General features: G+C 47.0%; 18 protein-coding genes. 14 read left to right on the plus strand and 4 right to left on the minus strand.

Annotation, left to right across the window (positions count from 1 at the left end):
- Nucleotides 1-34: 34 nt before the first annotated feature.
- Nucleotides 35-4,549 (plus strand): Ig-like domain-containing protein, encoded by a 4,515-nt coding sequence (locus SNR34_RS07425; RefSeq protein WP_486181545.1) that lies wholly within the window; start codon nucleotides 35-37, stop codon nucleotides 4,547-4,549.
- 237 nt (nucleotides 4,550-4,786) lie between these two features.
- Here SNR34_RS07425 and SNR34_RS07430 read toward each other — a convergent pair whose 3' ends face one another.
- The 3 genes from SNR34_RS07430 to SNR34_RS07440 all read right to left on the minus strand — a co-directional run bounded on the left by SNR34_RS07430 (nucleotide 4,787) and on the right by SNR34_RS07440 (nucleotide 10,519).
- Complete coding sequence (locus tag SNR34_RS07430; RefSeq protein WP_486181546.1) at nucleotides 4,787-5,761, minus strand: alginate lyase family protein; 975 nt, start codon at nucleotides 5,759-5,761, stop codon at nucleotides 4,787-4,789.
- A 78-nt stretch (nucleotides 5,762-5,839) separates the two neighbouring features.
- Nucleotides 5,840-9,832 carry a glycoside hydrolase family 2 TIM barrel-domain containing protein gene (locus tag SNR34_RS07435; protein ID WP_486181547.1) on the minus strand — a complete coding sequence of 1,331 codons (3,993 nt, stop codon included), beginning with the start codon at nucleotides 9,830-9,832 and terminating at the stop codon, nucleotides 5,840-5,842.
- A gap of 30 nt (nucleotides 9,833-9,862) precedes the next feature.
- Nucleotides 9,863-10,519 carry a hypothetical protein gene (locus tag SNR34_RS07440; RefSeq protein WP_236414944.1) on the minus strand — a complete coding sequence of 219 codons (657 nt, stop codon included), beginning with the start codon at nucleotides 10,517-10,519 and terminating at the stop codon, nucleotides 9,863-9,865.
- A 76-nt stretch (nucleotides 10,520-10,595) separates the two neighbouring features.
- Between SNR34_RS07440 and SNR34_RS07445 the strand changes: the two genes are divergently transcribed.
- Nucleotides 10,596-11,456 (plus strand): helix-turn-helix domain-containing protein, encoded by an 861-nt coding sequence (locus SNR34_RS07445; RefSeq protein ID WP_339276788.1) that lies wholly within the window; start codon nucleotides 10,596-10,598, stop codon nucleotides 11,454-11,456.
- A 70-nt stretch (nucleotides 11,457-11,526) separates the two neighbouring features.
- Here SNR34_RS07445 and SNR34_RS07450 read toward each other — a convergent pair whose 3' ends face one another.
- Nucleotides 11,527-12,396: a helix-turn-helix transcriptional regulator gene (locus SNR34_RS07450; protein ID WP_486181548.1), complete on the minus strand. Its 870-nt coding sequence runs from the start codon at nucleotides 12,394-12,396 to the stop codon at nucleotides 11,527-11,529.
- 158 nt (nucleotides 12,397-12,554) lie between these two features.
- Between SNR34_RS07450 and SNR34_RS07455 the strand changes: the two genes are divergently transcribed.
- From SNR34_RS07455 to SNR34_RS07510, 12 genes are all read left to right on the plus strand, one after another.
- On the plus strand, nucleotides 12,555-14,528 hold the full coding sequence (locus SNR34_RS07455; protein WP_486182424.1) for an alpha-amylase family protein: 1,974 nt from the start codon (nucleotides 12,555-12,557) through the stop codon (nucleotides 14,526-14,528).
- A 26-nt stretch (nucleotides 14,529-14,554) separates the two neighbouring features.
- Nucleotides 14,555-15,697 carry a serine hydrolase domain-containing protein gene (locus SNR34_RS07460; RefSeq protein WP_486181549.1) on the plus strand — a complete coding sequence of 381 codons (1,143 nt, stop codon included), beginning with the start codon at nucleotides 14,555-14,557 and terminating at the stop codon, nucleotides 15,695-15,697.
- Between the two features lie 11 nt (nucleotides 15,698-15,708).
- Complete coding sequence (locus SNR34_RS07465) at nucleotides 15,709-16,509, plus strand: polysaccharide deacetylase family protein (RefSeq protein ID WP_486181550.1); 801 nt, start codon at nucleotides 15,709-15,711, stop codon at nucleotides 16,507-16,509.
- 82 nt (nucleotides 16,510-16,591) lie between these two features.
- On the plus strand, nucleotides 16,592-17,764 hold the full coding sequence (locus SNR34_RS07470) for a glycoside hydrolase family 88 protein (RefSeq protein ID WP_486181551.1): 1,173 nt from the start codon (nucleotides 16,592-16,594) through the stop codon (nucleotides 17,762-17,764).
- A gap of 463 nt (nucleotides 17,765-18,227) precedes the next feature.
- Nucleotides 18,228-18,647, plus strand: coding sequence for a contact-dependent growth inhibition system immunity protein (locus SNR34_RS07475; RefSeq protein ID WP_486181552.1), 420 nt, complete (start codon nucleotides 18,228-18,230; stop codon nucleotides 18,645-18,647).
- A 149-nt stretch (nucleotides 18,648-18,796) separates the two neighbouring features.
- Nucleotides 18,797-19,396 (plus strand): hypothetical protein, encoded by a 600-nt coding sequence (locus SNR34_RS07480; RefSeq protein ID WP_486181553.1) that lies wholly within the window; start codon nucleotides 18,797-18,799, stop codon nucleotides 19,394-19,396.
- 130 nt (nucleotides 19,397-19,526) lie between these two features.
- Nucleotides 19,527-20,000 (plus strand): DinB family protein, encoded by a 474-nt coding sequence (locus tag SNR34_RS07485; protein ID WP_486181554.1) that lies wholly within the window; start codon nucleotides 19,527-19,529, stop codon nucleotides 19,998-20,000.
- Nucleotides 20,001-20,049: 49 nt separating this feature from the next.
- Nucleotides 20,050-20,385 (plus strand): hypothetical protein, encoded by a 336-nt coding sequence (locus SNR34_RS07490; protein WP_486181555.1) that lies wholly within the window; start codon nucleotides 20,050-20,052, stop codon nucleotides 20,383-20,385.
- A gap of 717 nt (nucleotides 20,386-21,102) precedes the next feature.
- Nucleotides 21,103-21,873 (plus strand): nucleotidyltransferase domain-containing protein, encoded by a 771-nt coding sequence (locus SNR34_RS07495; RefSeq protein WP_486181556.1) that lies wholly within the window; start codon nucleotides 21,103-21,105, stop codon nucleotides 21,871-21,873.
- 120 nt (nucleotides 21,874-21,993) lie between these two features.
- Nucleotides 21,994-22,137 (plus strand): GrpB family protein, encoded by a 144-nt coding sequence (locus SNR34_RS07500; RefSeq protein WP_486182425.1) that lies wholly within the window; start codon nucleotides 21,994-21,996, stop codon nucleotides 22,135-22,137.
- Nucleotides 22,138-22,368: 231 nt separating this feature from the next.
- On the plus strand, nucleotides 22,369-23,022 hold the full coding sequence (locus SNR34_RS07505; RefSeq protein WP_486181557.1) for a lysozyme inhibitor LprI family protein: 654 nt from the start codon (nucleotides 22,369-22,371) through the stop codon (nucleotides 23,020-23,022).
- A 283-nt stretch (nucleotides 23,023-23,305) separates the two neighbouring features.
- Nucleotides 23,306-25,105: a serine hydrolase domain-containing protein gene (locus SNR34_RS07510; RefSeq protein WP_486181558.1), complete on the plus strand. Its 1,800-nt coding sequence runs from the start codon at nucleotides 23,306-23,308 to the stop codon at nucleotides 25,103-25,105.
- Nucleotides 25,106-25,197: the final 92 nt, after the last annotated feature.

Raw genomic sequence — 25,197 nt, forward strand, 5'->3', positions numbered from 1 at the left:
TCTGATTGATCTTAAAAGGGAGGTATTTCCAAAGATGATGAGGAGACGGATCATTATTGCATTAATCCTGGTGTTGTTGGTGGGCTGTCTGCCGGTTACGGGAGCGAATGCGGAAGATATGGTGAACCCTGGTGCTGTCTTTTATATTTCAAATGATGGTGATGATTCGAATCCGGGAACGGAAGCCGCTCCATTCCGCACACTTGAGAAGGCCAGGGATGCAATCCGGCAATTGAAGAAGGGTTCCGGGCTGCCTGAAGGCGGTGTGACGGTCTATTTAAGGGGCGGCATCTATAATCGAAGCGAAAGTTTTCTGCTGGAGGAGCAGGACTCCGGTACGGAGAATAAGCGGATAACCTACAAGGCTTATCCAGGAGAAAGCGTGCGGTTAAACGGCGGTCTGGAACTTCAGAAAAGCTGGTTCTCTCCGGTAACAGACACGAGTGTCCTGGACCGAATCATCAGTGCGGATGCCAGAACGAAGGTTCTGCAGATGGACTTGAAAGCTCAAGGCATCACCGATTACGGTGTAATGAGCCGGCATGGTTATTATAAAGCCAATGACGTCAGTCAGGTTCCTCCGATGGAGCTGTATGTCGAAGGTCAAGGCATGACCCTTGCTCGCTGGCCCAACAATGGAACGGTCCAGATGGGGACCATCACGGATCCCGGACCTACCCGTAGTGACCCGGATTTGCAGACACGCGGCGGGACCTTTACCTACAATTACGAAAGACCGGATCTCTGGGAAGAAGCGGATGACATCTGGTTGGATGGCATATTCGGTTACAGCTGGGAATGGTCGTACAACCAAGTCGCATCCATCGATACAAGTAACAAGACGATTACCTTGGCATACGGAGAGATGAGCGGTCTGTTTACCAACTGGTACCCGGACTTCCATTTTGCCCAGAACCTGCTTGAGGAGATCGATATGCCAGGTGAATATTACATCGACCGGAAGCAGGGCAAACTCTACTTTATGCCTACGGCTGCCTTTGAAAGTGATCATCCTGAGATCATGGTTACGATGCTTAAAACACCGATGATTAACGCGAACAATCTTTCGCATGTGACCTTTGAGGACCTGATCCTGGAGAATGGCCGGGACTCCGCAGCAGTCATTATGGGCGGTGACAGCGTCCGATTGGAGCACTGCGAAATACGGAATTTCTCCAATGGGGGCGTACTGATTAATACGCAGAGCCGCTGGTTGTATAACGACTTTGCCAAAATGGACGGAGTGAATCATGCGGTGATCAGCTCCCATATTCATCACATCGGCGGGACCGGGGTGATTCTGAATGGTGGAGATAAGAAGACGCTTGAGCCAGGAAACAATGTCGTGGAGAACAGCCATATTCATGATTTTGCTTATTACCATAAAGCCTATAATCCGAGCATCTTCCTGACCGGTGCGGGGAACAAGGTTTCCCACAACGAAATTCATGACGCTCCCCATCCGGGAATGCTGATCTTTGGAAATGACCATCTCGTGGAATACAACAACATTTATGACGTCTGCAAAACCTTCTCGGATCTCGGTGCCATCTATATGAATCTGGGCGAGTCGCCTCAGGAACGGGGATCGGTAATCCGCAGGAATTATTTCCACAATATCGGGGAAGGCAAAGCAGGGGTTCAAGGGGTATATCCGGATAACTTTACTATGGGCATTACCATTGAAGAGAACATATTTAACGGCATGGGTAACGATGCCATTCTAAATAACGGCGGTGCCCATATCAAAACCCGGAACAATCTTTTTATTGATGCAAAGGTACCGTATGAATATTCGGACATGTATCTAGGCGATCAACCGGACCAGCAAATATCCAAAAACTATATGCCCAAATGGAAGGCGTTGTTTGAAAAGAACAACCATTTCGAAGGCACGCCGCATATGGAGAAATATCCGGAACTGGCTGATTTCTTCACGGAGAACCGGTATTATCCGGATACCAACACGTTTCAGAACAATGTGATCTATAACCCGACGAGGAAATTAAGCGGCACGAATAATCAGGGAGCAAATGACAAACGAAACCTGCTCCAGTATGCGAACAACTGGATTACGGATCATGATCCCGGCTTCGTTAATTTGGCGAACGGGGATTTGAATTTGAAGCCGGATGCGGAAGTGTTCCAAAAGATTCCTGGTTTCCCGGCCATCCCTTTCAGCGAGATGGGAGTCCAGGGAAAAGCCGGTCCATACCTTGCTCCGGATCACATTGCTGTGGATCGAATCCAATTGTATAACGAAAGCGTAACCATCGGGATTGGGAAGTCATTCGCTCTGTATTCCGCAGTCATTCCCTGGAACGCAACGAACCCCGCTATTCAGTACGCGTCGAGCGACCCTTCGATTGTTAAGGTGGATCAAGGCGGCAAGCTGAAGGGTGTTAGCATAGGGAATGCCACGATTACAGCCGTTTCTGCTGACAACCCGACCTTAAAGGATGAGGTTCAGGTTACTGTTGAAGTTGGGGATGGCATTATCGATTATACCGATTTCGAAAACGGCAGGAACAGCTGGCCGACAGATCCGAATCGAAGCATTGTCGAGGTGGAAGGCGGCAACCATATGTATAAGCTTGTTAAAGGAGCAACAACGCTAAACGAGAATGAATTCAACCATTACGAGCTGACATTTAAGATGAAGACGCCGAAAGTTATCGCAGATGATGCCACATTCTATGTGTTTGACCGGCTGAACTCTGGCGGAAGCGGCGGCAGGATTGGTTACCGGAAGTATGCAAACGGAACATCTGCCTGGCTTTTGTACAATGCGGCCTGGGTTGCAGTGAAGCAGAATACGCTGGCTGCACCTGATCTGCAGCCGGATACGGTCTATCACATGAAAGTTATCGTTAAGGGTCCGGAGATTAGTGTTTACGTGGATAACAAATTGAAGCTGAAGGCAAGTGATTCGACATTCAATGCGTCCGGCCAGGTTGGCTTTTATGCCGGGGGTTTCAGTGAGCTCCTGTTTGATGACATCAAATTCACGGTTCCAAGCAGGGAAGTATCCGGTTTGCTGCTGGGTGAGAGCCATGTCAACATGGTCAAGGGGGAACAAAAGCAGCTGCAAGTTCAATTTGATCCGCTTGATGCCGAGAATAAGGAGGTTATCTTTCATACCTCTCAACCGGGAATTGCCGCTGTGGATGAACATGGATTGGTAACCGCCTTGGCGGAAGGCGAGGCTGAAATCACCGTAACATCAGCTGCCAACCCGGAAGCATCAGCATCCGTGCGCATTCAGGTATCGAATGTGATGCACTTTACGGATTTTGATTCGGGAGCGAACGGATGGCCGGTAGACCCGAACCGCAGTATCGTAACTGTGGATGGCAATAAAAAGTATAAAATTCTCAAAGGTGCCTCGGCCCTTCATCCGAAGACATTTACCGACTATGACCTTACCTTCACGCTGAAGACGCCGGCGGTCATGCCGGATACGGGAACTCTATATGTGTATGATCGTTCCGTCTCCAGCACATCCGGGAAAATTGCATACAAGAAGCTGGCGGACGGCACTTCGCAATGGATTCTTTATAATGGAGCATGGACAGCTCTGAAAACGACGAATCTGCCTGATGAGGACCTGAAGCCTGATACGGAGTATACCATCCGCATCCGGGTCGAAGGTGCCGACATCCACGTGTACGTAAACGGGGAACTCAGGCTTGAAGGTTCGGATACCAAGCACAATCCTTCTGGAACGGTAGGTTTCTACGTAGGCGGGTTCAGCGAGATGTGGTTCGATGACATCCAATTTTCCCTGATCGATACGGATCGAACTGCTCCTGAGACCACGGCCGTGATGAGTCCGGCAGAACCGGACGGCATGAGTGGATGGTATACACAGCCTGTAACCCTTGCCTTGCACTCTTCTGAAGGCTCTTCTGAATCCGCATCGACAGAATATAGTCTGGATGGAGGGGATACCTGGCTGGACTATCAGGACTCCCTGACCTTCAGTCAGGATGGCCGTTATTCCATTCTATACCGTTCACTGGATTCATCCGGAAACGCGGAGGAAGCGAAATCGCTGGAGTTTAATCTGGATGCCTCGGCACCCATGATTTCGGTGGCAGAGCCGCTAGCTAGAGATTATACAAGCGCAGAGTCCCTGAATCTGTCATGGACAGCTGTCGATGAGGTGTCCGGGGTTAATGAATTGAAGAGTACAGCAAGGCTCGATGATCATCAGATCGAGCAGGGAGCGGCGGTGCTTCTCTATACGCTGCCCCTGGGAGCTCACACCTTCACAGTAACCGCCACGGACGAAGCGGGGAATGAACAGGAAGCGGTTGTGACGTTCTCCACTTATGCAGACATCAGCTCACTGAAAGCGCTGGTAACCCTCTTTCGGGAGAAGTCCTGGATTGATAATGGCGGGATCGCTAACAGCCTGCTCAAGAAGCTGGATAATGGGAATACGGAAGCGTTCCTCCATGAGGTTCAAGCCCAGAGCGGCAAACATATTACGGAGGAAGCAGCAGTCTACCTGCTTCGGGATGGGCAGGCTGTAACAACAGAATAGACCACAGAAAAAAAGCCTTTCCGATCATATTCGGAAAGGCTTCTTTTCTTATAGCTATATAGGTTGAACTAGACATTTACACGATAACGGAGAGGGCAGAAAGAATCTGGAGAAGCGAAGCGGTCGCATTTATCACCGGATTTTCCCTTTGAAAAGAGGGGATCAAAAAAATCTGGGGATAACAGTGATCGGAAGATGGTTCTGACCACGTAGTGACTCCGTGTAAAAATCATCAGTTCAACTTATATAACGTTGAAATTGCAGCTCGGGATAGATCCAGGCATAAGCATGATAAAGGCCGCTGTTGATATTAATATTGCCTGTGATCGGACGGTAAGGGGCGACAAAACGTTCAAAGTCCGGATTCTTGTAGATGTTCGCCATCGCCTCGACCAGATCAAGGGGCCATGTGCTGCCAGATAGCTGTGCCGGGAAGATCGGATTATCGTCATATGGCCATTCCTTCAGATGCCCGTTGACATAATGGAAGAATTGTTTGACGGCATACTGGAGGCTTTTTCCGCCCGGTGAGACCCAGCGGAACAAATCCTCTCCCGTCGTGTCCAGGACGAGCTTGGCGGCGGCCGTTACCGGAGCGAGAGCGAAATAATGATACCACAGGGAATGCTTGCCTCTGGACGCTTCTTCCGGAATGAATCCTTCGATGGAGAGGGAGTGGTCGAGATGTTCTTTGAGAGCGGTCACCTCTTCTGCCAAACGAAGCTTATCCTCCATAAAACGATACAGCGCTAGCTGGGCATACAGACTCCAGCTCCACCAGTTGTTGCGGAGGGGGATTCGATCCCACTCCGGCAGACATACCTGGGTCATCCATTGGGTGAACATTTCTCGCTCCTTTTTGCTCCAGTCCACGTATTCTTTGATTTCATTCGCCGCAAGTATGAGTCCAACGCCCAGATAGGCGGATACCAATGGTCCGTCCGCACCTGTAATCTCCCGATTAACCACTGCCCAGCCCATGATGATTTCCTTCGCTTTGTCTGCATAAGCAGCTGTTCCTGTCAGCCGGTAGGCCAGTGCCGTCGTATAGGCCGTCTGGGCGTCCTTTTCCATCCGCCGCTTCGCGAGCGTGTGCCCCTCAGTATCCTGGTAAAAGCCAGGAATCCCCCAAGTGGCAATCGCATGGCTGTTCGCAGATAGACTCTCGTTTGCTTGATCAAGAAGAACTTCAAGTGCAGTCGGATGTTTCATATGCATGCAGCCCACCTCTTCTGAAATGGAATGATTCATTAATATCCTTGTCGTAGTAACCGATACGGAAAAGTAAACTTACTTGGGCTCCACATCATCCAGGGTCAGACGATATTGAAGATACCTCATATATGAACCGCCCGCGTTCCTAAATACCATACCGAACTGGATGTTCTCCCCGGATCCTTGCACGATGGCGATCAGACGATTAATACCGGCACGCAGCTCGATATGTCTCTCCGGTTCGGGAACGTGACTCCCGTTTAGATAAATCTCATATTCGGAGTTCGTGTTGACTTGAAGCTTACCTCGAAGGATACCATCGACCGGATTGCATGAAGGGTCCAAACCATGAATGAAACAGCTCAGGAACCAACGCTCATCCCCAGGATCTTGGATAAGAAAGGCACCGTCCGAAGAGCTTCGCTCTTTCTTAAGCATCCAGCCGTAGAGCCCCTCGCCCAGATTGTTCAGCGAGAATTCCGGATCCGTATAATAGGCCTTCATTTCCTCGTAATTGATCCACGGCTTGCAAGGCAGTGCCATGACCTTTTCAATGGACCAGTGCGCGTCTGTTTTGGAGCTGTGAAGAAGACCGTCGTCTATGGCGGCCCCCAGATTGGCCAAAAGTCGGCTGTATAAGCGTATGGATTTGGCGGAATCCGGTTCAAGGAGCAGTTGAGATAAAATGATACATCCTTGTTCCTGTTCCACTTGCAGTACGAAACTCCCGGCAGGACGTTGATGATCCCGGTTCAGCTCCACCAATGCCAGCCTGCTGTATTCCGACGTATGCCCATGCACAAAATAATCCTTCCATGCTGTCCCTTCTACGCTTGCACATAGTACCGCTGCATCGGTCGTATCCAGACTGTAAGAGGCCAAGGGACGATTAACGACTTCTCTGGGCGAGAGAAAAACCTTGTCGAAGCCGAACAGGTCAACCGGACTTAATCCTTGGACCACAGGCCTATCGTAATTCGCCTGCAAGTGGTACGTTTCATGCTTCAGGATCGAGACAGGGCGCTTCAATAGAGCAGACAGGGCGGCTTCATGACCTGGAGCAGCGGGAAGGATGACGAGTTGACCGCCATGCCGAACATATTCATTCAAAACGGCTATGGAATTCGAATCTAACAGGAGGTTTGGCTCCACGACAACAAGTTGATATGTCGCAAGAAGGCAGCTCGTGATATTCTCGAGCACGTCGAAGGAAAGGCCAAGGGACCGCAGGAAATGCTCTGCTGTTCCTCCCGAATCAACCCATGCACCCGTTCGAATCGATATCGTTTCGACGTTTCCTGCATAAGCGAGCATGTTGCGCAGCAAGCAGCAGGCCGCAGGGACGCTGTCGAAATGCTCCATGAGCTGCAGTTGATTAGCGATGAAGAGGCCGCTGCCGTCCCGGTATTCCAGAAGAGGTGACCACAGATCCCCGCCATCTCCAAAATCCCCTGCGCTGCATTCCAAGATCATATTGAAGTTGCCCTTGATCGGTTTCTCGAAAGCGGCGTGGATGATAGGAGGGGGGCCATCCTCACGGATCCTTTCGTCCCAATACATCAAATCATCATCGTCCAAGCCTTGAAGGATGGGATGGGTATAGCTGCCCGCGTGGGCGCGGATGAAATCCTGCCGCGAAATTGTCAAATGACCCAGAGACAGATGGAGCTGCTCCAACAGCAGAAGACGCCCGCCCCTTCGTACATAATTTTGGAGCGCCATCTCCAGTTGACCGTCCTCATCCTCCAGCCCGCTGCCTGCAACGACGAGGTGATTAGGTGAAAGCTCGCCAAGCTGTTCAAGCCGGATTCGTCTGCATTCCGGGACAAGGACGTTTATCCGATTGAAGTCTTCGTCCCGACCTATGAAGGCCACAGGTCGGCCTATCGAGATATGGCTGGTTTTATAATGTGAGGGATACAGTTTGTACTGCAAATTCAGCTCATGAACGAGCTTGTCATCGTGAAACATTACGGCATGCACGTGTATAGCGGTTACATCCTTAACAGGCTCAGGCTTCCAGGTTACGGTCACGATCTCATGATCCGCCGGTTCTTGGTCGAATAGGAAGAGCTCCTGGTGAAGGAGTCTGTCCTCCTGGCGTACTTCGAATTCAATCCGAGTCTTACTTGAATGGAACGTATCGTTATAGACATCGAAGCTTCTGGAAATCGGCTCATCATCGAAAAAGGAACGATTGTATTCTGCCGGTATCATGGTAACGGGCTTGAAAGAGGCTTCCATGATCGGGAAGGACGGGTTCTTCATATAAAGCGGATATTCCTTCGGAAGAAGACCGTTATTCAGCGTTAGCGCGTATTTCGGAATGACTTTTGGTTTCGGCCCCGGCGTATCTGGAACGGATGGAGGAAGCACAATATCGCGTTCCGGCATGGCCCGCATGAAATAATGGGCGAAGTTGAAAGTGGAGATTCCCGAAACGCCTTGCCGCCTCGCATACTCCACGAACAGCCGCTCCTTCTCGGCAAGACCTTGGATACATTCATCCGTGTTTCGATACGCAGCCAAGCCTACGTACATGCTGCTGTTCTGGGGGCAGACATACCACCAGCCGCCATGCTCGCCGAACACGAGAGGCTTCTTCCGATCCCACGCGTCGATGGTGCCGTCTATGTTATAGTGCCTGCTCTCCACCTCCGTGAGTTCTTTGGGGAGGAGACGGTTATCGCCTTCTGCAATGATCGGGCGGGTAGGATCTAACTCGCGAATGAGGTCCATCATGGAAGGCATATGCTGCTTGAATATATCGCGGCCGTCCACCCAGCGCATCTCGTTCTGCAAGCTCCACAGGATAATGGATGGATGATTGCGGTCCCGCTCTACCAGTCTGCGGACATGGGCTGTGCAGTTCGCGATATAAGCGGGATGATCCGCAGGCATGGATTTGCTCGAACCGTAGATGGCCGTTTCATCCACAATCAGCATGCCCATCTCATCGGCGATATCCAGATAATAGGTCGGATGAGGCGCGGCATGCAGACGAACACAGTTAACTCCTGCCTCCTTGCACATGCCATACCAGTTGCGTACGTACTCCTGCGTTTGTTGGATGGCACCCTGGAAATGCCAGGAGTCACCGCGCAAGTTCATGGGCGTACCGTTAAGGATAAACTGCGGACCCTCGGTCCAGATCTCACGGAAGCCGAATGGCTGTTCCACCCGGTCGATAACCCGCTCACCGTCCAGAAGCAAAAGCTCCAAGCTGTACAAGAAAGGCTGCTCCGGATTCCAGTACTTGGCGTCCTCCCAATCCAGTCGGAACGTGAGCCGGCTTGAATCCCCTTGGCCGCTCACGGCTAACACATCAGCTTCAGCCTGAAGAATGGGGGAGGACGCCGAATCACCGTTTTCGCGCACATGAAGAATAGCCTTGTGGGATGTCTTCAAGGAGGAAGCCAAGGGATGGATTACCGCAGCATCTACGTCCAGCCGATTCTCCCGTACCGACGTTCGGATTGTTACATCCGCAAGCGAAATCTCGGGCCGACTTTCCAGATATACGTCCTGCCATATCCCTCTGGCAATCGAACCGAACCACGAGCCTGCAAGGCCCGTGATTTTTTGTTGACCAGAAGGAATCTCGACCTTGTCAAAACTGCCGCAGACTACATGAAGTTCGTGCTCCGTATCCTTTCTGACCAGTTCGGTAATTTCCACAAAAAGAGGCAGGTAACCATCCTCCCACATGGCTACGAGATGATGGTCAAGATACACGGCAGCCTTTTGCATGATCCCGTCCATACGGAGGAAGATCCGTGTCCCTGGTTCATACATGGCCGAAGGCACCCGGAATGACCGGTGAAGAACTCCCGCTTCGGCGTGCGCCCACTCCTTCGGATATCGAAATACATCATAAGGCGCATATTCGTATTCAGGAATGATCCCGAAGTTCTTTCCCGGAGGCCTTTCGTAGGAGCTTCTCCAGCTGGAGGGAACTTGAACCTTCTGCTCTTCGTAAACCAGCTCTGCAGGAAGGCCGAAGCCAGTGTCCCGCTTGTACAAGGGCATAAAATTCCATTCACCGTTTAAGCAGTATTCAGTTCGCATGATAAGAATGCTCCTTTCGTTTGACATTCGTTATGCCCGGATCACGAGCGGAATTTCCAGCCAGATCCGGGAGCTCCCATCGGACGAATCCCAGGGTATAAAGTGGGGCTCCATCGTTCCCGCCCAGTCGGATGGCGTATGGGATGTGGAGAGCTTGCCTGAATAGGACGGCTTCTCGATGGTTGCCGGATCTTCCGAGTAGAAGAACATCAGATTTTCATGCAGGGCAATCATCCCGTACTTATCGCCATCCCCCGGCTTCTCCTCCTGGTATTGGTAATGGTAAAAGACATAACTGGCGACTTGATCCGGCTTGAGATGGGCGATTCTGGCATAAGGCCGGGCTGGAGCGTTTTTTCTTAACCACTGCTTCTCGCTGACCGGCTTGTGATAGTGGAAAATATCGATCATCGGTACCCACCTTCTAGCACTGCTCGTTCCGGGCCAGGTTTCCAAAGCGTCTTCGCAGTGAGCGAACAGTTCGTGAGGATCAACCGACTGAGCCGGGCTTTCATAATAAAGAAACAGCTGTGTTCCGAAATGGAATAGACTAAGTTGACGGGCCTTGAGTTCCTTCATGCGGGTTTGAAGTACGGGTAAAGCTTCGCGGAACACTTGCTTCAGGTTCATATTCTCGCAGCACTGCGCACGGAAATGATAGCGGTACATAAGCCACCTCAGTTTCATGTCTTTTATCCCCATGTTACTGTAATTTACTTCAGGATTCCTTGACGATAGTGACCTTCTTTAGCATAATAGCGACATGAATAGAAAAAGCCATTATCTGGACCTGGGGCTGGAACCGGATTTTATTTTTCGCATCGAGAAATGCCCTCTAACTCATGATTTTGATGTCCACCAGCATGACTATTCCGAGCTCGTTGTCATTCTTGGAGGTACCGCAACTCACATTATCGAAGGAAGGGAGTATCCGATCTCTGCCGGGCAGGTGTTCTTCATCCATGGCAATGTGTCCCACGGCTATAAAGACGTGGATCATATCGAGTACGTCAACGTCATGTTTCATCCTGACCAGATGACTCAGCTGCAGGAGCTGAAGCTGATGGCTGGCTTCCAGGCATTATTTTATTTCGAGCCGTTCTACCGGAAGGAAATGAACTTCAAAGGAATGCTTACCCTGAATGATGAACAGCTGCGGCAGGTCACCGGTCTGCTTGATGTCATTCTGAGTGAGCATGATCAGCGGCCAGAAGGTTACCGAATGCTGATCCGCTCCTATTTTACGGCACTCATGGGTGTGCTCTCCCGTTATTATGTGGCGAACAACGGGTGGCCTCAGAACAAAGCGCTGCGAATCGCCGAGTCCATTACGTACTTGGAGGAACACTTTCAGGAGCCTCTCAATCTGGATATGCTCGCGGAAAAGGCTTATTTGTCTAAAAGGCAGTTTCTTCGCGAATTCGCAAGGAACTTCCAAACGACGCCCATGGACTATGTGATCCGGCGGAGGCTGGACTATTCCTGTACGCTGCTGCGTAATCCTAACCTGTCTATTTTGCAAGTGGCTCAGGAGAGCGGCTTCCGGGATCAGAATTATTACGCCCGCCAGTTCAAGAAGATTTACCTGTGTACGCCTACGGAATATCGGGAGAAATACGTCTAAACGTTTTGATAAGAAAACAATAGGAACTCATAAGAAAACAGCAGGAACGATTACGTTCCTGCTGTTTTTGTCATGTGCGGCCCAAGCGGGTGCTTCGATATTGACCGGGTGTCATTCCCAGCTTTTTTCGGAATAAGCGAATAAAATAATTGGCATTCTCGATCCCGATCAACACACCGATCTCGGATACGGGAAGGCTCGTATTTTCCAAAAGAGATTTAGCTTTACTCATCTGCAGCTCGTGCAGGTATTGAAGTGGACTCAGTCCCGTGTATTTCTTCAGGCAGCGGGAGAGATAGTCCACATGGAAATGAAGCGTTTCTTCCATATGCTTCGCATCAAAGGGACGGGTAATATGCTCTTCGAGATAGTTTATCGTTTGATCGCACAGTATTCTCGAACGTGGAGCATACTGCAGGCGCATAGCCGACTGCAGTTCGGTCAACAAGCCAGCGAGCTGACCCTGCAGCGGCAAGGAGGTTGCGGGCGACAAGCTTTGGTGAAGCTCCATCATTCGCTGCAGGAAGGGAAGAATGCTTGAGGTGTGCAGGCTTGTGAATTTGGGAATATACATGACCTGCCGGTGCGGAGTGACATCCAGGTTGGAGCCTTTCGTGAAGGGAGTCGACCATGGAATTTGTCCGCTGTCCATCGTTCGGACAGGCTCAGGGTGGGCCAAGTGGAGCCAGTATATTTCGGTTTCTTCCTCGCAAGGGCGATGCCCGACATGCAGACGGTTCGGCTCAAGCGCAAGCAAGGAGCCTGCTGTGATTTCGAATGGCATATCATCTTCGGTCATGTACAAGGTACCTTTCATCACAAACAGCATGTCATACAAGTTAAACGAACGGCTCAGGTGCTGCTGCCCCGGGTTCCAGATGGAGTGACCGATCGTTACTAATTGCGGAAGTGGGGGGATGGTTAGCTCAAGACAATTCATAAGGCCAGCCCTTTCCATTACTTCTTGGTGCACCTATTGTATCATGGACTGAACTGCGAATGGTCGAAATTGTGCTATAAAAAGTCGTCTTTACACCTATTCGTTCAATGCTGGAAAGAATATATTAGGGGTATATGAACGAGAAAGGAAGCGAAATCATGCGATTCCGTCAAGTCCATCTGGATTTTCACACCTCGGAAGCCATTGTCCCCATTGGGGACCGCTTTGACAAAAGGCAGTTTCAGGACATGTTGAAGCTTGGGCATGTCGACTCAATTACAGTGTTCTCCAAGTGCCATCATGGCTGGGCGTATCATCCTTCGGAGGCTAATGAGATTCATCCGGGGTTAAGCTTCGATTTGCTTGCCGCACAGATTGAGGCAGCCCATGAAATCAACGTAAAAACACCAGTGTACCTTTCGGCCGGTTTGGATGAAAAGCTAGCCCGGCGTCACCCCGAGTGGCTGATCCGCGACATGAATGATCGAACGAATTGGGCCGAAGGCTTCATGCAGCCAGGCTATCATCAATTTTGCATGAACTCTCCTTATCTCGATATCCTGATCGAACAGATTAGGGAAGTGTTGCTCCGATATGATGCAGACGGATTGTTTCTCGATATTGTGGGTATACGCAAATGTTACTGTCATAACTGTGTGGATACCATACGGCGTAAAGGGAATGACCCTCGCAACGAGGAAGCGATGAAGAGGCTATGGGAGAGCACATATGCCAATTACACAGCCAGGGTGAAGGAAACGGTGGAATCGATCAAACCAGGTCTGCCCATTTTTCATAACGGCGGACACATCAAACGAGGTCGTCGCGACTTGGCTGCAATGAATACCCATTTGGAACTGGAGTCGCTGCCTACCGGCGGATGGGGGTATGACCATTTCCCTCTTTCGGCCAGGTACGTACAGACTCTCGGATTCGAATTTCTTGGCATGACCGGGAAATTTCATACGGCGTGGGGAGAATTCGGCGGATATAAACATCCAAACGCACTTCGCTATGAAACCGCTCTCAGTCTTGCGAATGGTGCAAAGTGTTCGATTGGGGATCAGCTTCAGCCTGATGGCCGCATGGATCCGGCAACCTATGAATTGATTGGTACGGCCTACCGTGAAGTCGAAAGAAAGGAAGCTTGGTGCGTGAATGCCGCGAACGTTGCGGATGTAGCGTTGTTGTCCTTGGAAGCAACGGGCGTGCACCCTAAAGCCCAAGAAGATGCAAGTCGGAACGATTCGGATGCAGGGGCTGTACGCATGCTGCTGGAGGGCAATATCCTATTTGATGTGATTGATACGGAACAAGATTTTGCGAATTATCAGGTGCTGATTTTACCGGATTATGTGGCGGTGAATGACGAGCTGAAGGATAAGCTGGATTTGTTTTTACAGCAGGGAGGTAAGGTCCTCGCCACAGGCTGGTCAGGTCTGAACCAAGATGGTACGTCCTTCGCCATTGATTTTGGAGTGACATATGTGGGAGTGAATCCATACTGTCCGGACTTTTTCCAGCCGTTGTTCAAGCCTGCGAGCCTGGGGGAAGCTTCGTTTGTCATGTATACGAAAGGCCAGAAGCTCGAACTTGCCGGCGGAACGGAGCTTGGAAGCAGGAAAGACCCGTATTTCAACCGCGATGTCTTTACCTTCTGTTCGCACCAGCACACGCCAAGCAGCGATGTCTATGGCGGACCGGGCATGGTAGAGAGCGGCAGCGGCATCTATCTGGCCTGGAACGTGTTCGAGGATTATGCGAACCAAGGAAGTCTGATCCTGAAGGAGACGATCCTGTATGCGCTGAACCGCCTCATGCCTAATAAAACGCTGAACACCGATCTACCTGCCCAGGGGGTGACCACCCTGCAGAAGCAAAAGCAAGAGAAAAGGCTGGTTCATCATCTGCTGTATGCGTCCCCTGTTCGCCGTGGCAAACAGATCGAAGTGATTGAGGATATCATCCCCCTATATGATGTTGAGGTGTCCATCCGGACTCCCCATCAAGTGAAGGATGTGTATTTGGCACCGCAAGTGCAGTCCATTCCCTTTAAGTGGGAGAAGGGTTCGGTTAGCTACACCGTTCCGAAGCTGGAATGCCATCAGATGGTAGTTATCGATTACGAGTGATATTGAGACAGGAAGGAAGCAAAGCGATGGACTTCAAACCACTATCCCTATTTATCGACCGCTTGACGGATTGGCGTATTCCATGGGCGGAGGTTTTGGTTTTGCACCGCAATCAAGAGGTCTTCCGCTACCGCAGCGGTTATGCTGACTTGGAACAACGTATTCCCATCCACGACAGGCACATCATTCGGCTGTATTCACTGACCAAAATTCTGACCTGCACGGCAGCCCTTCAGCTGGTAGAAAAGGGAGCACTCCTGTTAAATGATCCATTGTCGGACTATCTTCCGGAATATGGCGAGATGGCCGTGAAGGTGACCTTGCCGAGCGGTGAAACGGTATTGGAGAAAGCCCAGAGAGCGATCCGGGTACGGGATCTCTTTACCATGTCGGCCGGGCTCTCTTATGATATCCGTTCCCCTTCAATCCTGGAAGTCGTAAGACGCACAAGCGGAAGAGCACCAACCCGCGAAGTAGCGGCGGCCATCGCCGAAGAACCGCTGTTGTTCGAACCGGGGGCGAGGTGGAGCTACAGTTTAAGCCATGATGTTCTTGCCGCTGTGGTCGAAGTTGTCGATGGAAGACGGTTCGGCGCCTATGTTCGGGATGAAATTACCGGCCCACTCGGGATGTGTGATACTGGCTTCGATGTATCGGAAGAGAAACGGAGCCGTTTGGCTCCACAGTATGAATATAACGAGTCTTTGGGTAAACCTATTCCCATGGAAGGGAACGATTATCGGATCGGTACGGAATATGAGAGCGGCGGTGCCGGGTTGTTCTCCACGGTGGATGACTACGCCGTCTTTCTGAATGCACTTACCCATCAAGGAACAAGCCCCAAAGGCGTTCGAATCCTCGCAGCCGACACGGTGAATCTCATGAGAACAGATCATCTGACGGAGGCCACTCGCAGTCATTTCACGTGGTCGCAGCTTGCGGGGTATGGTTACGGGCTCGGTGTTCGCACCCATCGTTCCAAACAGATCAGCGGGTCGCTCAGTCCGCTTGGTGAATTTGGCTGGAGCGGCGCAGCCGGTGCTCTGGCGATCATGGACCCGTCTTCTCAGCTGACCGTCATGTATGCGCAGCATATGTTGAACAATCAAGAGCCCTATGTGCATCCACGTTTGAGAAATCTCGTATACGCTTGCTTGAACCATCGTTAGGAGGAATTGGCATGAGAATTCGATATGATCGCTTTCCGGGTGGCGTGCATAAGGCCATCACTCTGAGTTTCGATGATGGACAGATTCATGACAGGAGACTGGTCGAGAAGTTTAATGAATATGGTCTCAAAGGCACGTTTCACCTAAACAGCGGTACGCTCGGAAAGGAAGGATTTCTTACAAGGGAGGAGATACGCCCTCTGTTCACAGGGCATGAAGTATCTGCCCATACCGTCAGCCATCCTTTTCTCGAACAGTCGCCAGTGGAACAAATGGTTCAGGAAATCACGGAGGATCGAAAGGGATTGGAGGCTCTGGTTGGTTATCCTGTGCGTGGGATGAGCTATCCTTTTGGTACATATAACGACCAGCTTGTCTCGCTGCTGCCTTCACTCGGGATAGAGTATGCCCGGACAGCAGCAAACGAGTTCGGGTTCAATATGCCTTCAGACTTCCTGAGATGGCATCCGACCTGCCATTATCGGCAAATGGTGGAGTATGCGCAGCAGTTACTTGCTTTAAAGCAGAGGCATACCAAGATGGCTTTGCTGTATGTTTGGGGGCACAGCTATGAGTTTGAGAACGACAACAACTGGGAGCTGATCGATCGGTTTGGAGAACTCGTTGCCGGAAACGAAAACATCTGGTTTGCTACGAATGCTGAAATTGTTTCGTATATGCATGCATTGCGGCAGCTCCGATTCTCGGCAGATTACCGGATCGTCCATAATCCATCTGCACAAAGTGTATGGGTAAGCGTGGAAACGGACGTCGTAGAGCTTGCGGCAGGCGAATTGACCGAGCTCGGTTGATGATCCCTTGTTTGCTGTCATTCTCTGGATCATTTCTCCTAATAGATGAAGAGAGGACTGAAGTGCGATGTCTACCGAGGGAATGCAAACAACGGAATTACAAGGAAAACAACGTTATATACAAGCCATTGAGGACATTCTATCGAAAACGCTAAACAATATGGATAAGTTCGGGACCCGGTTTCCCCATGTTAGTCTGAATGGAACTTATATGTTGAATGATAACGATGACTGGACAGATGGCTTCTGGCCGGGGATATTGTGGTTGTGCTATGAATATTCAAACGATGAACGCTACCGGAAGGCAGCAGAAGGGGCAGTGGCTCGTTTTCGTCAGCGGCTTGAGCAGCATGTCTCTCTGGATCATCATGATATCGGATTTCTGTACAGCTTATCGGCCAAAGCCCAGTGGATCATCACTGGCGATGAAGGCGCTCGGGAGCTGGCACTTGCTGCAGCTGATGTATTAATGAAACGTTGGCGGACTACGAGTGATGGCAGCGGTTATATTCAAGCGTGGGGAGCACCAGATAACGAGCAAGAAGCGGGGAGGATTATTATCGATTGCCTGCTTAATCTGCCGTTATTGTACTGGGCAAGTGAACAGACGGGTGATCCAGCGTATGGTGAAATAGCACAGATCCAAGCAGAGAAAACACGGCGTTATATCGTAAGAGGTGATGATAGTTCGTATCATACGTTTTTCTTGGATGCGAAGACGGGTGTTCCCATCGGCGGCGCGACACATCAAGGTTACAACAATGGTTCGACCTGGACGCGAGGGCAAGCTTGGGGAGTATATGGGTTCGCACTATCCTATCGTTATACTGGAAATAAGGCGTTTCTGGAGACTTCCAAGCGTATGGCCCGCTACTTCCTTGAGCATTTGCCCGAGGACAGTGTTGCTTATTGGGACTTCAATGCTCCTGTAGCTGCGGATACTTACCGGGACAGTTCAGCCTCAGCGATCGTCGCTGCGGGACTGGCGGAGCTCATCTCCCATTTGGCTGTTGGTGATCCAGATCGTCTATATTTCGAGCAGATGCTGGCAACAAGCATGGAATCGCTAATTAACAACTATGCCACGATCGGTGACGATGAAGCGGAAGGCTTTCTTAAGCATGGCTCATACCATGTCCATGGCGGCTTATCCCCTGATGATCATATGATCTGGGGCGATTATTTCTACCTGGAAGCGTTAATCCGTCTTGCGCATGGTATTCCTGGTTATTGGTATGAGCGCAGCGGGAAATAACACTGTAATACCATAGCAAGCGTTATATAAGGCGTTGGAGATATGGATAAGAGACTTGGAAAAAACAACGTACTGACGCTTCGGGATAATGATCCTCCGTCAAACATGGTTCTATGATATGAGCCGTGGCAGAGGACATTGTCCCGTACTCTTTTATAGAGATCATAATGCCTAAGGAGTGGTAGAATTGGTTACAGCAGATATTGTCAGTCCAATCTTGTCCTATTTCTGCACAGATCAAAGAATCATTCGATCAGGCCATGGAATCATATAAAAACAACATCCCTTCAGAAAACCGAAAACCAATCAGCGATAATTACTGTCATACTAAATGAAAGATTTAAGAGATACATATTACTAAAAATGTATTAGTCAACTCAACGATCGTGATGAAATTGGGGCGTCGTGGATACTGAAACGTTATATGACATACTGGAAACCATTTATTTAAGCGGGTGAAACCATGCAGAAAGTGGATTTAACCAAAACTCTTGAAGAGTTAGAAGGCGAAAAGTGGAACGAACCGAATTTTGCTTCTCGGTTGGTTCTCCAAGGATATGAATTAAGAAAGAAACCTCTCTGTGAATGGAATAATGAAGATTTAAGGCTTTTGATCGGGCAACAAATGAGTCTGGATTTTCTTTTACCTTTAGCCTTAGAGAAATTAATGGAGAACCCATTGAGTTCAGGGGATCTGTATATGGGAGATTTATTTTGTTCGGTACTTAAGGTAGGACAAAGATATTGGGAAGAACATAGAGAACTGAAGAACGAATTAGATGAAGTGATCCGAACATATGAAGAGGCGAAGCGGTTCGCCAAAAAGCTTTCTGAAAGAAAGCTGCATCGGAAGCATAGGTTTATCACCGGATTTTCCGCTTAGAAGAGGGGATACCCTAAATGCGAAAAACACAGTATCTATTTAAATTGTCATCGATGTATACTTTGCAATAAACGAAAGCTGAATTAAGGCTGCGGCTCCTGCAGACATTATTGATTTTTTATAAAGAACCCAAGTAGGGGGAATCAAAGATGCCTTATATGAAACCTGTAATTCGAGAACCTTATTATGATAAGCCTGTATGGATTGAGAATGAAGTGGCTCGGAAGGAGTTTGCTTTCTTATCCTCGAATAGCAGTGAAAGTGAAGTTGAATTGTTTTTATTGCATTTATTTGGATACAACAGTATTGATGCATCGATGTCTTTTGAAGAATCCTTTAAAGAGCTTTTGGAGGAAGATGAAGTTGCTATTTTAGGCGGGATTACATTTATACAGGATAGAGAAACGTTTATTATGCCTAGCTGTTGTTGCGGACTTGAAGAACTACAAACAATAATTAATTTAATTAAAGCAAAACAAAGTCCATGGCTAGGGCATGATCCTTCACCAGGAATTACATATTATGAAGATTATGTCTTAGTGTGGTCAGATGATCCAGCAACACAGAAGGAAGAATTATTTTGTATCAGGTTTACCTATAAAGAGCTGTTAGATGGTCTTGAGAAATGCAAAAATGACTTGCTGAAATTTATAAACGAACCCTTATATAAATGGATCATGGCAAGAGATGAAGAAATAGCGGATCGAATGAAGCAAAAAATGCTTCAATGGTTTTTGAAAGACGAATAGTAATGAACGGACTCAGGCAACCACCTCTGCAAGGCTGTTTAGTCTCTGACCCAATCACTGCACTCCTTAAGGCTTTCGGGTTCGTGAATACGGGGAACGTTATAGATAAATCGAAAAGTGAGGTACAAGGATGAGTTATAAATCTATTCTTATAGACCAATTAAACGCCTGTTATAACGATAAGAGTTGGTTCATTCCGCTCCATGACATTTTAAAAGATTTAAATGCTGCACAAGCTGCATGGGAAAATGAAAGTAAACAATCCATTTGGTCGATCGTGAATCATCTTATTTTTTGGAATGAGAAGTGGCTTGAGAGGTATAACGTCGGACAATTTGAATTAGAAAGTTCAATAAACAATGATGATACTTTTTACGTGAATCCGCATACAATAAATGATTTTGAGTGGAAAAAGACCTTAGAGCGACTTGAAACAGTCTTTAATGGTTGGAATAAAGCCCTTGAGGAAAGTGATGATCTCAAACTTATCAAAGAGATTCCTTCCTATTTCAATGCTCCTTGGTGGGGCGTGGTATCCAATTTAAGTATTCATAATGCGTATCACATTGGTCAAATCATGCTGCTTAAGAAACAGATGCATTGATTATTGAGTAGATCAAGAATAACTTGCTGAAATGGGAGGAATAGATCGTATGTATCAGAACGTTTACGAGTTAACTATGACATTCAAGAACCCTCAGTATAGATCCAAGCTTAGTGACTCAGTTGTTCAAAAGCAGATTCAGGCCGTAGTTACTCGATTGAATTCTTATTACAAGAATGCAACGAAGCAACAGGTTAGTCTTAGGAAGTACTTGGAAATTTCATTTGTGAACGGTGAAATATCTATCACACTTGAAACAGAAAATCCACTGCCTAATCCTGAACGAAAGGGACAGTGTATGCGGCAGTTCTCAAGGTTTTTGCTTGAGGATGGATTTGGTCAGTTTCTTACTGCTTATGACCCAAAGAAATTATTATCATCATAAATAATGGCTAGACGATATGTGTGGGAAGTGATGCAGCGATATGGAAATGAATTTTAAAGAAACGAAACTTTCAAACATTGTAAATTGTAGAGAGTACGAATAGAAAGTTCATTCATATATGCGAAATTTGCGGAAAACGTGAGATATGGACGCCTCATGAAGGATTTGAAAAGGGATGTGACTTCATCCAATGTTCAGGCGCATTGTTTAAATTTGCTTGAGCGAAGGATTTCCCATTCTTAAGCGTGAACCAGACCATCAGCGCGATCAGTTTCTATTGCAAACATGTACTTCATCACCCAACGCAAGTCCAGTAATTCATTCCAAGAAGCAGACGAAGCTTACACAAGTGTTGTCCGAAAAGGAAGTTGCACAATTACTCAAATCCGTAACCAACCCTAAACATAAGGCCATATTGTTTCTGACCTATTTTTCCGGGCTTCGTGTAAGTGAAGTTGTGCGTCTGCGTTGCAGCGATTTAGCGATATACGCATGTTAGACTGAAAATATTCAGCGTATTCAAAGTTAGCTGGACCGTCTGGATATGGGGGAGTGATCACTGTGCTAAATCCCCTCTTTCTCCATATTTTTCTTTGGAAATGTCACAACATGGGTTATCATAAACGTAGTTCAGATAATCGGCGAAATGTGTTGTATTTACGAAGTACATAAATTAGATGTTAGCTGAAAGAAGTTCTTAGTTTAGGAGGAGTCTATATGATATTAGAAAAAGTTATAAATAGAATTGTAATACAAAGTGAATATAAGGATTTGGTTGATAAGTATATAGAAAATATACTTACCGAATTTAAAGGTAAGATTCATAGCATATATATGTGTGGCTCGATTCCAAAAGGAACTGCTAAACCTTTTAAGTCAGATGCAGACTTTACTATTGTCTGTGTAAATCCCAAAGATATTGATTACGAAAGATTGACAAATATTAAAGACAGGCTTTTGAAAGAATATCCAGTATTAACTAAGATTGATACAACAATTTGTTCGATTGACGATGTATTAAGTAAACCGAATGAGTGGGGTTTTTGGGTTAAGATTATTTGTGTTTGCATGTATGGTGATGACATTGGTGAAAAAGTACCACCGATCATTATTTCTCCAGAGTTCATTCTAGACTTAAATACAGAGACCACGGAAGAAGTAGGTCGTGTACGTCGTTCACTTTCTACTGCTAGTGATCACACGATGAAAACTAGATATATTAAAGGGTATTCGAAAAGATTAATTCGTGCATTATACTCTTTGGTTTTAGTAGATACAGGTGTATGGCAAGATGACATTATTGAGATGAAGAATGCCATATTAAACTATTGCGAGATTGACTCCGGTTTAGTTGATTATCTGTATGCTTGTTACTTGGATAGTAATAATGTACTTGTTGAAGAGTTTCTGGGAATTGCAGATGAAATATATAGCTATTTTGAGAACGCGTTAAATGCCATGGCTGCTTCCAGAACTTCCCTTGACTAACACCATATTGACGTTCCGGGTCACTCTGAGAAGCGAGTGACCACATCCAGCCCCCTAAGCCCGTCGGGACGTCACTGCATAGGTGTTCGGCAAGCCTCACAACTATAAGTATGCCCATTAATTAGCAATCCCGAATTTGTAGTCGAATATGCCAATCTAAAGAAAGAGCTGGTTATTAAATATAGAGAAAATCGCCAGCCTTATACGAATGGGAAGACCGAATTTGTAAATAAAGTACTTAATGAATGTGGAAAGACATTATAGGTAGTTCAAGGGGGTGGATACATCATATAACAACATATTCACGCTGCGAGGCTGACTCCCCTTGGTCTGCCAAAGGTATTTCGAGGAAGTCGTAACAGGCAGACACTCCTATGAGGCTAAGTCTTCAACCCAGTTGCTGATGGTCCTTTAAAGCCTCTCGGGTTCGTGAATACAACAACGTTATGCGCCATTACCGGTAAATATAAAAGAAAATATTTAAGGGGATAATTTATGAAAGGAAAGATACTCTTATTATTTTTTATGACGATCGTGTTTTCATCTTGTCAAAATAGTAGTCAATCGACTACCTTAAACAGCGAAACTAAATCAATAATGAATTCTAAACTGCCTCCTGATGCAGTGAGTACAGGTAATGGAACAGAATCGAAAGAAATAACGGAAGGTCAATCAGATCCTGCTAACAATAAAATATTACCAATGAGCATTGGGAACCTTGATTTGAAAGGAGAATTTTATGATGAAATGCTTCGAAATCCTATAGATCAAGATTATGAAGTGGAATTAAATGAATTTCAAAATTCCAAAGAGATTATTACAACATTGGAATGGGGGGCGTTGGAAAGCAAATATACAGAGATCTGGGATAAAGAGTTGAATCAAATATATAAAAAGCTTCTTTCTAAGTTGGATAGAGAACCAAGAGAAGCATTAATTGAATCGCAGAAAGAATGGTTAAAGTATCACTTAAGGGAAACAAAATTTGTAGAGAAGACATTTATTGATAATGGTTACCTTGGATCACAAGGATCGGTAAGCCTAGGCACGGTTATACGGGAGAGAATTAGGGAAAGAACGATGCAATTATTTGAATATCGATATTTGCTAGATGGTAAAGTTGAGTTTTTATACCGAAGTCAAAAATAGATTTGGAATCTTGATCAAAGGTTTTGTAGGTGATACTTCGAAGACAAACGGCGCATGACACCATATTCACGCTTCAGGGCCATTCGGCCCTCGGTCCGGCCGATGAATTTCGGGGAAGTAGAGGTAGCTGAACACATTAGATTTCGTGGATGAGATCCATATAAACTCATATGAAAGCGTATACGAAATAGCGGCCATATCTGATCGAATGGAGGATCATTAAAGTATGAAGGACATGAACGGGTTAAATGTAGCGTTATTTTAAATAAAAGGAGTGTAGCTCATGCAAATCAGTCGAAGGTGTTACATCGTAAACAAAGTCATCGCTAGTGTACTGTCATTCATATTCGTCATTATGGCAATAACAGTACCTGCCTACGCTGAACAAGAACAGGTTGAGACTACACCATCCAGGATTCCTTTATCCGAGTTAGAGGAAACGATTGATGCTTATGTTGCCTCGTATGAGAAGTATACGGCTGCCGTTTCCGTTGTGGCGATCAAAGATGGTGAAACCATTGTGAATAAGGCGTATGGCTTTGCGGATATTGAGAATCAGCGAAAGGCAGACACGTCCACTGTTTTTGAATGGGCTTCGATCTCTAAACTGTTGGTCTATACAAGTGTGATGCAGCTTGTCGAACAAGGAAAGCTTGATTTGGAGACGGATATCAGAGAATATCTGCCAGATGGATTTTTCAAAAAGCTCAAATACGATGAACCGATTACCCTAATGAACCTGATGCATCACAATGCGGGTTGGGAAGATCAAACGACGACCGAAGTGTATTATTACGACGAGAAAGAAGATTATGATTTAGGAGAAACGTTGCGTAAAAATGAGCCGAAACAGATCTACAAACCGAATAGCGTCGTTGGTTATTCAAACTATGGCGTTGGACTAGCCGGTTACATCGTGGAATTGGTAAGTGGCCAACCTTTCTATGAATATGTTAATCAACATATTTTTGAACCGCTTCATATGAACGACACTACGATTCATCCAACGGGGCAAAATCGTCCAGACCTCGTGCAAAGAAGGAATGAGATTGAAGGGTATACGAAAGAGTTGAAACGGATCCCTGAGAACAGAGTATATGTAACCTTTTATCCTACTGGGGCAGCCATGGGGACAGCAGAAGATTTAGGGAAATTCCTTGCAGCGCTGATGCCTGTCGATGATAGCCATGTATTATTTGCGAAGAGGGATACGTTAGACGAAATGTTGTCAACAAGTCTATATTATGACGGGACTTCGATACCGCGATTTGCGCATGGGTTCGTTGAGATGGAATACGGGGTACCTACACTGTTGCACGAGGGGAATTTAAAAGGATTTTCAAGCAAAGTTGTCTTTGATCCCAAATCCAAATTTGGAATGGTGGTCATGACGAACATTGCGTTTGAGGAAATTTATTATTATGGGCTTATTAGCAAAATCTTCGGTAACAGTACATACGTTAATTCGGTTACTTCTGAGAAAGGAGGATATTTCCAATCTGCACGACGACCCGCCTCTAGATTTACTGATTTATTTAGGCAGCTGGATATAACCAAATTTTCAAAAGCGGAGTTAAGTAGTCTTTATAATGTGGTCGAGCATAATGGCGTTGTTGAGAAAATTTCCTACACTCCTTACCTGGATTACTTGCCTGTATCGAGTTTAACGGTAAAATTGATTACAATATCATTTATTCCTGTAGCGCTAGCTATCATTTTCAGCTTAGGTGCTTTGATCGGCTATTTAATCCGGATGCTTCTTTACAAATTTAAAAAACGAGGAAATCCTCCAACCCATTTTGATACATATTATTTTGCCATTCATTTCGCAGGCGGGTTGCTGCTTCTGAATCTTTTTATCATCCTTACCAGGCTTCCAAGTTATCCCGCTTATTCTTCGTTACGCATTCATTTAGGGTTTAACCTACTATATGTAGTTCTGGCAGTGGCATATCTTGGCTTGCTTATTTATAAACTGCGGAAGAGCAGTTACGTCAAAAAGCAAAAGGTGATGTACATCATGTCTGGCATCTCCGCTTTTATATTGGCTGTTTTTATTGTCGGATGGCATTTGTATGTTTAGAAAAGTAGGAATTGATAAATGGATGACTTAAGCATATGGAGAGATGCCATGGTTAGACTTCGTAATGCCGATCTCAGGATGCAGGATGTCAA

Source organism: Paenibacillus sp. XP01 (assembly GCF_057364885.1).